This is a genomic window from Streptococcus mitis (assembly GCF_047464035.1).
In the GTDB taxonomy this organism is placed as follows: Bacteria; Bacillota; Bacilli; order Lactobacillales; family Streptococcaceae; genus Streptococcus; species Streptococcus mitis_DX.
The window spans coordinates 34,838-47,301 of record NZ_JASHCQ010000012.1; the positions used below are offsets into that span (position 1 = coordinate 34,838).

The following is a 12,464-nucleotide window of genomic DNA, read 5'->3' on the forward strand; positions in this document are numbered from 1 at the left end:
CTAACCTCCCTGAATGGTAATAAAGGACTGGACTCGTTTCCAAATCAACTGAGACACCCCCACCATCACTAAGAGCCAGAAAAACTGCAAAGCGAGTGCCTGAAGAATCTGACTAGCATCGTATTTCCCAACAATAATCATAACCGGAGTATAAATCAAGGATGAAAAAGGCAGAAAGGACAAAATATCTGATACCACCTTGGGAAAGAAAGCCAAGGGAATTAAACTCCCAGACATAAAGGCCACTATGGAAGTCTTTAGTAGATTGGAACCCCATAGATTTTTAAACACAAAGGCAGAAAATCCAAAGCAGATATTAAAGAAAAAGTTAATCAGGTAGGCTAGCGTTAAGCTAAAAAGATATAGAACAGTTAAGCCCAGCACTTCTACAATACCTTGCCCCGATAAGACTTTCATCAAAACAATGACACTTAAAAATGGCAGTCCAACAGATATAAAAATCAACCACTTGGAACCAAGTTCAGTGAAGAGATAAGAGGCCGCAAAATGCACTGGTCGCAACAAACGCATGATGATAGAGCCATCCTTGACCTCCTCCCCAATCATAAAAGACGAATCTGACTTGGTCAACAGATTAGTCACAAAACTCATGATGATGTAAAGGGTGATATCTGCCATGCTGAAGCCCTGAATCAAGGACTCCTGCGAGGAATCAAAGACTGCCTTCCAGAGATAGAAAGCCACAAATGCTCCCATCACATCACCAATCCGATAGAGAAGAAAATTGACTCGATAGGTAATCAACTCCTGAATCCCTGCATTGATAAAGGGTTTATAACGTCTCCACAATTTGACCATCTTAGAGCTCCTTTCGGTAGAAGCGACGGATAATGTCCTCGATATCCGTATCCACCATCTTCAAATCTCGGATGTCAAAATCAGACAGGGTTTGCTTGATAATGTCCGCCGACTGGTAGCGGGAACTATCAAATTCAATATTGAGACTATTTCCTTGTCTATCAACGGTCATATCAGGCAAGCCTTCATAGTGAGAAGCGAGATGACTTTGCCCTGGCACCAATTCAAAGGATAGAGTCTTCATCTTGCCAAAGGTCTCCTTGAGCTGACTCACCGTTCCATCAAAAATCTCCTGCCCCTTGTCAATCATGAAAATCCGATTACAGAGCTGCTCAATATCACTCAGATCGTGAGTCGTCAAAAGAATGGTTGTTTCTTCTTCCTGATTGATTTGGGTAATGGCCCGACGAATGTTATCCTTGACCGAAACATCCAAACCAATGGTCGGCTCATCTAAAAAGAGAACCTTGGGATTGTGAAGCAAGGAAGCTGCAATGTCCGCCCGCATGCGCTGCCCTAGTGAAAGAGTCCGCACGGGATCCTTGATAAAGTCCTTCAAATCCAAGACTTCATTTAAAAAATCCATGCGCTTGTGGAAGAGCGAATCCGGCACATCGTAAATCTCTTTTAACACCGTGTAGGTCTCTTGCAGAGCCAAATCCCACCATAGCTGGGTACGTTGTCCAAAGACAACTCCAATATCCTTGACATAATCTTGGCGATTGTCTTGCGGAATTTTGCCGTTAATCCGACAAAAACCAGATGTCGGTTTCAAAATTCCTGTCAGCATTTTAATGGTTGTCGACTTCCCAGCACCATTGGCCCCAATAAAGCCTAAAATTTGTCCTTTTGGAACCTCAAAGGTTAAATCCTTGACCGCTTCAAAGGTCTGCTTTTCAGGATGAATAAAGGAGCGCAAAGCTCCCTTTAACCCTGGTTCCTTGACTGTCTTCACAAAATTTTTCTGAAGATGTTCCACTTCTATCATTGCCATATCTATCTCCCTTTAGTAAGAAACAACATTGTATTTTTGACTACAAATATCTAAATCCTTACTTTCTAAAACTTCTACATTTTATTGCTACAGAAGGCTTTATACCAACCTATTATAATCCAATAAAAACTAGAATGCAAGCGTTTGCTTAAAGTTTATAAAATTGAAATTTTTCTCTTAAAGTGCTATTTTTATACTCAATGAAAATCAAAGAGCAAACTAGGAAGCTAGATGCAGGTAGCTCAAAGCACAGCTTTGAGGTTGCAGATAAAGCTGACGTGGTTTGAAGAGATTTTCGAAGAGTATTAGTCCAAAATTCTGGTTTAATAGTTTCCTTAAAATACCAAAAAAACCCACCCAATGGGTAGGTTTCATCTGTATTATTCAGCTAGATTAAGCTTTACCTTCTGAACCGAATACGTCGATACGTTCTTCAACTGATGCTTGGATAGCTTTTACACCGTCAGCCAAGAATTTACGTGGGTCGAAGAGTTTTTTCTTGTCGTATTCTGCTTCGTTTGCTTCGTAGTCACGAGCAAATTTACGAGTTGCGTTAGCGAATGCGATTTGGCATTCAGTGTTAACGTTAACTTTCGCAACACCAAGTTTGATAGCTGCTTGGATTTGCTCATCAGGAATACCTGATCCACCGTGCAATACGATTGGGAATCCTGGAACAGCTTCAGTCAATTTTTGCAAGTGATCAAGGTGAAGACCTTTCCAGTTTGCTGGGTAAGGACCGTGGATGTTACCGATACCAGCTGCCAAGAAGTCGATACCAGTTTCAACCATTGCTTTAGCGTCTTCGATTGGAGCCAATTCACCATCACCGATGATTCCGTCTTCTTCACCACCGATAGTACCAACTTCAGCTTCCACTGATACACCATTTGCATGAGCAAATTCTACAACTTTACGAGCTTTTTCAAGGTTTTCTTCAACTGGAAGGTGTGAACCATCAAACATAACTGAAGTATAACCAACTCGGATACACTCAAGTGCATCTTCGTAGTGACCGTGGTCAAGGTGGATAGCTACTGGTACAGTGATACCCATTGATTCAACAAGGTTAGCGATCAAGTTGCGAGCAACTTTGTAACCACCCATGTATTTAGCAGCACCCATTGAAGTTTGAATCAAAACTGGAGCTTTTTTAGCTTCTGCTGCACGCAAGATAGCTTGAGTCCACTCAAGGTTGTTTGTGTTAAATCCACCAACTGCATAACCGTTGTCACGAGCTGCTTGGACAAATTTTTCTGCTGAAACGATTGCCATTTTATCAGGCCTCCTGTATATTTTTATGGGTCATCCCATTTACATTGTTCATTTTATCACTTTTTGACAAAAAAATCTAGTTTTTCCCGCAGTTTCGATTGAATTTCTTCTAGCTTCCTCTATGTAAACCCTTTCTCTCCCTAGTCTTGGGCGACTTTTGGAAAAGCTATGAAGAAGGTCAAACGATTCTCCTTCATCTCAAAACGATAAGGTAATTTTTCATGTTCTAATAGACTCTTGACCACAAAGAGCCCCATCCCAGAACCCTTGGCCTTGCGACTAGCATTGTCAGAAAAAGACTGGGCTAGTTTTTCTTGTTCTTCTGGACTGCAGCTATTTTCTATAAAAAGTTCCCCTTTTCTCTCTCCAATACGAACCAAACTACCTGGAGCAGAATGCTTGATGGCATTGCTGATGAGGTTAGAAAGAATCAACTTCATGACTGATGGATTTAGATAGGCCTGATGATGGTTCAAACCATTTTCAATTTGAAGTTCTCTTTCCTTGGCTAGTAAAGCATAATCTTGAACTAGACTTTGCGTTATCTTGAGGAGGTCAATTGTTTCCCTATCATCTCGTAATTCCTGCACAGAAGAGAGGGAAAGTATCTGCAGAACATGGTGATTGAGCTCATCCACAACCCCCAAGGCAACTCCTAGATAGTGGTCTCTATCCTTATAACGACCAATATTCTCTTTCATGTTTTCAATCAGAATTTTCAAACTGGCCAGTGGTGTTTTCAGTTCATGAGAAGCCCCTCGTAGGAATTCGACCTTCATCTTTTCCAGCTGGAGAATGGCTTCATTCTTGTCATGCAAGTCCGCAATAACTGTTAAAAGGTGCTGGTAGAGACTATTGATTTGCTCCTTGAGATCACCTATCTCATCCTTAGAATCCACGCGCAATCGCACTTGGGCATCCAGTTCCATCATCCGTCGGGTCACCCGCTTGATTTCCAAAATCGGAGCAACAATGGTCCGAGCATAGATGTAGGCCACCAAGAGGGAAATCAGAAAGGAGGCCAGCAAGGTATAGGGAAGAAACTGGAGACTAATCTGCTCTGCTTCCTTTTGCAAATCCATGGAGGCCAGAAACTGGAGAGTAATGCTTCCACCGTCTTGTGTTTTCACCTCGCGCTCCTCAATAAAGAGGGAGGTGGTTTGGCGAGCTGTATCCAAAGGAAGACTGTCCTTAACCTCCAACTTGTCCTCGGTCATCTCACCCTTGACGGTCCCCTTGATATCACTAGTCTGAGAATACAAGTCTAAGACTTGCTCTATACTTTGCCTGTCTTTCCCTTCTAGGGACTGAGCAATGGCTGTTGCCTTCTGACCAATGGTTTCCTGACGGTGGCTCAGATAAGTCGAAGGAAAAAGAAAATAAATGGCTAAATGAAGGCAGATAACCAGAACACTAAATATCGAGAAGGTATAGATAAATATCTTTGTAAATAAACCTGTTCGTTTCATTTTCGCTCCAATTTATAACCAACATTGCGCACAGTGAGGATGCAGTCCAAGTCTAACTTTTTCCGCAGTTCCTTGATATAAACATCAATGACACGGTCAAAGGGAACCTCATCTGTCGCCTTCCAGACGGCATCGATTATCTGAGATCGGGTCAAGGCCCTTCCTTCATTTTTAACCAAATAATCAAGAATTTCCAACTCTTTAGCATTGATAGCTACTTCCTCACCTGCTAGGCTTGCACTGTAGCTTTCAAAGTCCACCTTGGCATCCTTGTAAGAAAAGATTCGTCCCGTATCATAATAGCGCTTGAAAATCGCATCCACCCTCACTTTTAAGAGGGAGAGGGAGAAAGGTTTTTCCAGATAGCCATCTGCCAGAGAGGCAAAAGCACTCATCTTGTATTCCTCATCCTGAAAGGCTGTCAACATCAAGACAGGGACCTGACTGGTTTTACGAATCTCAGCTAGGACTTCCAGACCATTGAGCTTAGGCATCTGGATATCCAGTAAAACTAAGGCTACTTCATAGCTAGAAAATTTTTCTAAGGCTTCTTGCCCATCTGCTGCCTCAATGGTTTCATAACCGCAATCCGTCAAATAGTCACTGACCCCCTCACGGATCATCTCTTCATCTTCTACAATTAAAATTTTCATACTTTAACTGCTCTCTATTTTTTATTTTTCTTAGAATAAATACCTACTCTATTTTTATTATAGCCTCTTACTAACCTTTTGTCTTTAAGAAACTTTCTACTAGATAAAACAAAGAGAGCCTATCGCTCTCTCTGCTCACATTTGGCTCTCTATGGAATGAAAATTATTTAGCTGCTTTTGAAAATGTTACAACGTAGTTATAATCTTTCCCATTAGCTTGATATACATAGTCCTCTTTAAAAGTATAGCCGCGTTTGCTCAACTCTTCTTTCTTAGCATCAACTTGGCTCTTAACCGCTTCTTTCACCTGTTCATTTGTTGAACCTTCCGTGACTTCAAGAGGAGTTCCATTGATATCTCCTAGGAAACCTGCAATATCTTTCATTTGATCAAAGTTATAAAAAACATTGACTTTGACCTTTTGAGGAGCTGGCTGTTCTAGACTTCTACGATTTCTGCTAGCGCGTGGTTGAACTGCTGGAGCCATTCTGAAACCTGAAGTTCCTGTAGCCTCCTTAGTGAATGTAACGACATAGTTATAATTTTTCACAGTAGTATCTTGTTCAAAAATAATGTCATTTTTCACATGATACCCTCTAGCAGCTAGGTCTTTTATCTTGGCTTGAATTTTTTCTTTTACTAATTCTTTTGCCTGTGCTTCATTCGTTCCAGCAGGAATTGTGACAGTATTATCTTCTCCCGGGTCAGATAGGAAGCCATGAATATCTGGCATTCCTGCGAAGTTATAGCTAATATTGACAGTTCCATCTGGTTCTGATGTTGAACGTGCCACTCTTCTTGCTCTTGCTTGAACTGATGGGGCATTTCTAAAACTTGAAGTCCCTTCTGAAGTTGAAGAAGGTTGTGCTGGAGTTGTTGCTGTAGCTTCACCTGATCCATGACCTATTGCTGTACTTCCATCATTAATAGTAGTACCCTCATTACGACCATTTGTTAAATTATCTTTATTGTAGTTTGGTGCTGGTAATTCTTCACCTGGAACATCAATTTCATCAATTTTACTTTGATACTCATCCGCAACAGCTACAGCAGCATCGTGATCTTTAGCATTATTTATTGCTGCTAATGCTTCTTCTTTTAATTCATTTAATTTTTCTTTTAATTTTGTTTTTTCTGCTTCATCTTTAACTTTTTCAATTTCACTATGTTTTGAAGCTGCAATTTTTTCAATAATTTCTTTTCCATCTTTTTTTGATTCCTCAAGTTTTTCATCTTTAGGTGCTACTTCTTCAGACGGAGTATCTTCTTTGGGTGCCGGAGCCGGATTTGATGTTTCATCCTTTGAATCTACTGGATTTGATGTATCTCCAGTTTGATTAGTTGGTAGTTTATCCTCTTTGGGTGTTGTTACTTCTGGTTTTGAAGCTGGAGTTTCAGGTTGTTCTGTAGTCCCTGTGTTTGAAGTAGTACCATCTGTTACCGGACTTGATGTTGCTGCATTCCCTGAATCATTTGTAGCTTCCGCAGATGGAGTATTAGAAGGTTCTGACGTTGTTTCAGATTTACCTGATTCTCCAGCTGGCTGTTCAGTGAAATTGGGCTCGCCTGAAGCGTCCAGTGACGAAGTTGAGTCACCTGTAGGAGTTTCAGATGGTGTTCCTGACTCGTCTGAATGATTGCCTGTTGATGGAGATTCAACTGAAGAACCTGATTCATCGTCTTTCGGTGCTGATGCCGCTGATTCTTCTGCTTTTGGCGCTGGTCCCACTGGCTCATCTGCTTTTGGTGCTGGTGGTGCAGGTTCTTCCACTTTTGGTGCTGGAGTCGATGGCTCCTCTACTTTTGGTGATGGAGTCGATGGTTCTTCCACTTTTGGTGATGGAGTCGATGGCTCCTCTACTTTTGGTGATGGAGTCGATGGTTCTTCCACTTTTGGCGCTGGAGTCGATGGCTCCTCTACTTTTGGTGATGGAGTCGATGGTTCTTCCACTTTTGGCGCTGGAGTCGATGGCTCCTCCACTTTTGGTGATGAAGTCGATGGTTCTTCTGCTTTTGGCGCTGGAGTCGATGGCTCCTCTACTTTTGGCGCTGGAGTCGATGGTTCTTCTGCTTTTGGCGCTGGAGTCGATGGTTCTTCCACTTTTGGCGTTGTTGCCACTGGCTCTTTTGTTTTTGGCTCAGTTGCTGCTGGTTCTTCTGCTTTTGGTGCTGAAGACGCTGGCTCCTCTACTTTTGGCGCTGGAGTCGATGGTTCTTCTGCTTTTGGCATTGGAGTCGATGGCGCTTCTACTTTCGGTGCTGGAGTCGATGGCGCTTCTGCTTTCGGTGCTGGAGTCGATGGTGCCTCTGCTTTCGGTGCTGGAGTTGCTGGTGCCTCTGCTTTTGGTGCTGGAGTTGCTGGCTCTTCTGTTTTCGGTGCTGGAGTCGATGGTAACTCTGCTTTTGGTGCTGAAGTCGATGGTCCTTCTGCTTTTGGCATTGGAGACGCTGGTGCCTCTGCTTTCGGTGCTGGAGTCGATGGTTCTTCTGCTTTTGGCATTGGAGTCGATGGCGCTTCTACTTTCGGTGCCGGAGTCACTGGTACCTCTGCTTTTGGCGCTGGCGCTTCAGAACTTGGATTTGAAGCTACAGGTTGATTTGTAGTTCCTATATTTGAAGGGGCCTTGTCTGCTGCTGGACTTGATTCAGTTGAGTTTCCTGACCCATTTGTAGTATATGCAGATGGAGCATTTAAAGTTTCTGACCTTGTTTCTGCTTTTGACGCTACTGGAGCTTCTGTTTCTTCCTTAACTTCTGGGCTTGTCTCTGCTGGTGCTTCTGAGGCAAGTTCTTCACCCGATTCTTCCGCTCTTTCCACTACTGGAGCTGATACAGGCTGATAGACTGGGCTATAGTTCACAGCCATTTTTTCAACTTTCTCAGTGACATCTGTTAATTCAAAAGTAACAGCTTTTGTCTCTTGATCTTTCTTGAGCAAGACTTCGTAAGTGCGAACTTCGCCACTTGCACCACTTTCCTTGATGACAATCTTGTGTTTTGTGACTGTATCTGAAATCGTTTCAGCTTCAGTAAAGTACAATTCATTGTGCGGTAAGAATAAATTCTTGCCTGAAGTTTGATTCATTTCTTGGAGTACATCTACAGGGATATTACTTGCTTCGCTGATAACACTTAATGTGTCCCCCCACTTAATAACATACTTAAATAAATCACCTTCTTTTTGAATATCAGCCTTTACTTCTGCAACTGTTCTGGCTACCCAGACACCATCTTGTTCACTGGCTGACACAGTTGGAGCTAAAAAGCCCAGCCCCAATAAAATCACACCTGTCGCAACAATTGCACCAGTTCTTAATTTTCTAAAACCACGGAGGGATAATGTTCCTCTAACATTTGTTTGTCTCATAATGTTTATTTTTCCTCACTAATCTATATTTTCCAAAGTAGACCCTGCCTAGGCCTACTAGCCTATGTTTGCGATATGCACAGGCTTCTACAGATTTATCTATCTATTTTCAAGATAAAGTTTCTATAGATTCTTATGCACAATTCCATATATAAGTTGTGAAATTCCTTTCTAATAAATTCCATAGCTTTAGTATATCATGTTTAAGTACTAAAGTACAAAGAAAGCAACTGAAAGCAATGATTTTCACCACTGCTTTCTGCTTCATTTATCATTTTAAAACTTCCAGTTGCTAGCCTCATTTTTCAGTCTGGCATCAGTATTATTCACCATCCAGCAAGAGCTCTTTTGGTTGTTTTCTAAGGAGATTGCTTGAAGCAAGCGCCATAACGAGAACCACTAGAACCAAGGCTAGGACAAAGACAATGATAAAGTCAGATGTCTGAATAGAAATATCTAGGCTTGACAAGGTCTTACTAAAGCCATCTACTTCTGCACCACCACCAAGGTTAGAGGCTTGAGCAGCCTTGCTAGCTTGCTTGGCAACACCAGAAGTCACATTAGCAAGAACAGTATTTCCAATCGCACGAGCTGTGTAGTTGGCTAGGAAGTAAGCAGAAACTAGAGCAGGGATTGCAATCAAGATGGATTCTGTGATAAATTGACCCAAGATACTTGCCTGCTTGAGACCGATAGAGAGGAGGATTCCCACCTCCTTGCGACGGGCGTTGATCCAAAGGCTGAGCAAGAGGGCAAGGAGAAGGACTGAGAAACTCAAGCTACCCCAGAAGAGGAGGTTGGCCATCTTGTACATACCAGAGATGGATTGCTCAAGAGCTGGGTAATTAGATGAGCTCTTAACGAGTGTATAGCTCTTCCAGTTGATACCACTGATGCCATTCAATTCTTTCATGACATCATCCAAGTTCTTGTCCGCTGTTACAAAGAAGGTTGCGTCCCCATAAATAGCTGTGTCTTCTGTGTATCCATAAAGTTTTGCAGCTGTATGGATGTCTGTGATAGCTGTGTTTTCATAGAGTTCTTGTGAATAGGCTACTGCCGACTTATTGTGACCATCAAAGAGTCCCTTGATTGTCACTTCGACTGTTTCCTTGGCACCTTTTTCATTATCGGCATCGTAGATATTAGAGTCTAGTTTAACCTTATCGCCGACTTTCCAGCCGTGTTTGGCTGCCAAATCCTTGTGCATGAGGATCTTGTCCTTATCATCGTTGGTTAGGTGCTCACCTTCGACCAGCTTATAAGAACCAGAGACAAACTTGTCTTCTTTAGAGGAGTCATTGACACCTGTAATCATCAAGCTACTTCCAAAATGTTTGGCACGGTCAGGTGTCAGATTTTTCTTGGTATCTGGAGTTTCGATGAGTTCATAGCCAGTCAAATCCCCGATAGCGTTGATACGTTTAACATAAGACTCGATGGCCTTGTTTTCAGTGATTTTTTTGATATCTTCACCCTTGATATTCCCAGCACCACGTGGCGTACCTTGATTGACGCGACGATTGATTTGCATGGAGAAGCTATTGGTGATATTTTTAAAGGTCTCCTGAGAAGCCTTAGCAGTAGCTCCCTTGATCGACAAGCCGACCAAACTCAAGCTCGCCATGAGGAGAATAATCAGGAAGATGACAATCGATTTGAAAAACTTCCTTGTAACATAGGCAAATGCGTTGTGTAACATAGATTCCCTTTCTAGATTTTGTTCTTTCTTATAGTTCTAACAGAAAAGCTCATATTATTTACTAGTATTGCGAGTTTCAGTCAGTTTCTTATCCTTCAACTCAAGTGTAATATCTGACGCCTGTGCCACTTCTTTACTGTGGGTGACGACGATCACACATTTACCTATTTTCTGGGCAAGTGATTTGAGCAGTTCGACAATATCTCCAGCAGTTTTAGGGTCCAGATTTCCCGTTGGCTCATCCGCTAGAATCACTGGAGCTTCTGATACCAGACTACGAGCGATAGCAACACGTTGCTGTTGACCACCTGATAACTGGAGAACATTCCGCTTGATCTGACTTTCATCCAAACCAAGCTCAAGAAGTGTATCCTTGCTTGCCTTTTTGTTGACCAAGCGGATATTTTCCAGTGGAGAAAGATAATCTATCAAGTTATAATTTTGAAAGACCAGGGAAATATGGTGCATGCGATGGTAAGAATAGCCCTTCTTACGAATATCCTCTCCTTGAAAAAGGATAGAACCTTCAACAGGACTATCTAGACCAGCAAGGAGGGACAAGAGTGTGGATTTTCCTGCTCCTGACTCCCCAATAATACTGTAAAATTTCCCGGGTTCAAAATTATAATTGATCTGATATAGGACTGCTTCAGCAGTGTTCTTATAACGGTAGGTAAGGTCTTGTAATTGTAATAAAGTCATGATTTCTCCTTCTTAACTAATAGATGATAAAATTTCTTTAGGCGATTTTCTAAATAAGAATAGGAAACAAAGGGCTACAGATAAGCAACTAATCAACAACAGAAAGACATAGGACTCTGCAAAAGATAATAAACTACTTGATAGACCACTTGTTTTGGCTAGTGTATTTTGTAAGCTTGCCTGATCTCCACTTGCTAGTAGAGTTTGGAGTAGGTAGGATGTGATTGCGTTTCCTGTAGCAAATGCTGGAAGCAAAGCACCAATAGATACCAGAACTACCTCTAAACAGAATTGTAGGAAGATCGAGCTCTTGCCTTTTCCAAGTGCCAGTAAAATCCCCACTTCATAGACCCTTTCTCTCAACCAGAGAGACAAAACAAGAATTAAGGCCCCTGCTCCTGCTATCAACATCCCATAAAGGAAGATGGTTAGGAAGGTTTGGAAGGTAGCAACCGAGTCTTTGATTTGTTCAAAAGCCTTATTTTCCTTCTCAACTTGGTAGCCTTGATTTCCCAAGGCCAAGTTTTCTACCTGCTTCATGAGTTCGTCCATTTCCTTAGGATTTTCTACATAAAAGCGCGCTGCACTGACTAGAGATTCACCATTTCCCAAAAGGCTTTGGCTACTTTCATAGTCTGTAAAGACTTGATTTTCACTGAAGTCAGAAGACAAGCCTGTAAATTTTTCTTGTTTTTTACCAGAAAAGATGCCAACAATCTCAAACTCTACTGTTTGCCCTTTTCCAGATTCTGACTGTCCAGCATCCAAGCGAATCTTGTCATGAAGCGAAAGACCATTCTTCTTAGCCAACTCTTCGTGGATGATGATTTTCTTTGCATCCCCTTTTTGAAGGTGTCGCCCTTCTTTTAGGTTGAAAGCCGAGCTAGTAAAGGTCACATCCTTGGATGAATCCTCAAGAGCCGTTAAGCTAACCAAATTCTTGTCCGCTGCTGACAAATCATCACGTTCTACGCTCTGCTCACCACTCACTACTTCCTTGTCTTTCAGTTTTGCGACCATCTCGAGTTCAGGAGAAACATTTTCCAGTCCCTTAATCTTGCTTACAGATGCTAGATCTGACAACTTGAATGTCTGACCATTTTCTATCTTCTTAATAGAAAAAGAGGTATTGAGTGATTTGTAAAGATTGGTTTCCACTGTTTTGTTGGACTTCATCAGAGTCAAACAGGCTGAAATTCCAGCCAAGAGGACCAATAAAATCAGAAATAAAATAAAACTTCTCAGTCGTTTTCTGCTGACATAAGCCCAAGCTCTTTGGATTGGATTCATTTGTCACCTCCATATTTGTAAGACTATTATAAAATCCAAATATGAAATGTTTATGAAATACAAAAAGGCTCTATAATATTTGTAGTGGGTAAATCCCCTATGAATCTTATGGAGCCTATTTTTGTGTAGAAAAAAAGTCCCATAAGATCTATAATGAAAAGTGACCAAACAACTCATTAGAAAGATTCATATG

General features: G+C 41.7%; 9 protein-coding genes. All 9 read right to left on the reverse strand.

From position 1 onward, the window contains the following. Positions 1–819, reverse strand: coding sequence for an ABC transporter permease (locus QM818_RS05365; protein ID WP_033684900.1), 819 nt, complete (start codon positions 817–819; stop codon positions 1–3). A 1-nt stretch (position 820) separates the two neighbouring features. Beyond that, entirely contained in the window at positions 821–1,813 is a 993-nt protein-coding gene (locus QM818_RS05370) for an ABC transporter ATP-binding protein (protein WP_084924010.1), read from the reverse strand. Between the two features lie 393 nt (positions 1,814–2,206). Continuing rightward, positions 2,207–3,088 carry a class II fructose-bisphosphate aldolase gene (locus tag QM818_RS05375; RefSeq protein WP_023946263.1) on the reverse strand — a complete coding sequence of 294 codons (882 nt, stop codon included), beginning with the start codon at positions 3,086–3,088 and terminating at the stop codon, positions 2,207–2,209. 140 nt (positions 3,089–3,228) lie between these two features. Further along, positions 3,229–4,557: a sensor histidine kinase VncS gene (gene vncS, locus QM818_RS05380; RefSeq protein ID WP_261060167.1), complete on the reverse strand. Its 1,329-nt coding sequence runs from the start codon at positions 4,555–4,557 to the stop codon at positions 3,229–3,231. Continuing rightward, on the reverse strand, positions 4,554–5,210 hold the full coding sequence (gene vncR / locus QM818_RS05385; RefSeq protein WP_049524162.1) for a response regulator transcription factor VncR: 657 nt from the start codon (positions 5,208–5,210) through the stop codon (positions 4,554–4,556). The genes vncS and vncR overlap by 4 nt, the downstream gene beginning before the upstream one ends. 163 nt (positions 5,211–5,373) lie before the next feature. Then, positions 5,374–8,577 carry a hypothetical protein gene (locus QM818_RS05390; RefSeq protein WP_414300004.1) on the reverse strand — a complete coding sequence of 1,068 codons (3,204 nt, stop codon included), beginning with the start codon at positions 8,575–8,577 and terminating at the stop codon, positions 5,374–5,376. Positions 8,578–8,899: 322 nt separating this feature from the next. After that, positions 8,900–10,279, reverse strand: a complete 1,380-nt coding sequence (vex3, locus tag QM818_RS05395) for an ABC transporter permease subunit Vex3 (protein ID WP_414300005.1) — start codon at positions 10,277–10,279, stop codon at positions 8,900–8,902. A 54-nt stretch (positions 10,280–10,333) separates the two neighbouring features. Then, positions 10,334–10,981, reverse strand: coding sequence for an ABC transporter ATP-binding subunit Vex2 (vex2, locus tag QM818_RS05400; protein WP_229294631.1), 648 nt, complete (start codon positions 10,979–10,981; stop codon positions 10,334–10,336). 12 nt (positions 10,982–10,993) lie between these two features. Further along, the gene (locus QM818_RS05405; protein WP_265531225.1) at positions 10,994–12,271 is read right to left on the reverse strand and encodes an ABC transporter permease; all 1,278 of its coding nucleotides are present in this window, start codon (positions 12,269–12,271) and stop codon (positions 10,994–10,996) included. Between the last annotated feature and the right edge of the window lie 193 nt (positions 12,272–12,464).

Coding starts and splice junctions, on each gene's coding strand:
- QM818_RS05405 (WP_265531225.1), bottom strand. CDS start 12,271: ATGAATCCAATCCAAAGAGCTTGGGCTTATGTCAGCAGAAAACGACTG.
- QM818_RS05375 (WP_023946263.1), bottom strand. CDS start 3,088: ATGGCAATCGTTTCAGCAGAAAAATTTGTCCAAGCAGCTCGTGACAAC.
- vncS (WP_261060167.1), bottom strand. CDS start 4,557: ATGAAACGAACAGGTTTATTTACAAAGATATTTATCTATACCTTCTCG.
- vex2 (WP_229294631.1), bottom strand. CDS start 10,981: ATGACTTTATTACAATTACAAGACCTTACCTACCGTTATAAGAACACT.
- QM818_RS05370 (WP_084924010.1), bottom strand. CDS start 1,813: ATGGCAATGATAGAAGTGGAACATCTTCAGAAAAATTTTGTGAAGACA.
- QM818_RS05365 (WP_033684900.1), bottom strand. CDS start 819: ATGGTCAAATTGTGGAGACGTTATAAACCCTTTATCAATGCAGGGATT.
- vncR (WP_049524162.1), bottom strand. CDS start 5,210: ATGAAAATTTTAATTGTAGAAGATGAAGAGATGATCCGTGAGGGGGTC.
- QM818_RS05390 (WP_414300004.1), bottom strand. CDS start 8,577: ATGAGACAAACAAATGTTAGAGGAACATTATCCCTCCGTGGTTTTAGA.
- vex3 (WP_414300005.1), bottom strand. CDS start 10,279: ATGTTACACAACGCATTTGCCTATGTTACAAGGAAGTTTTTCAAATCG.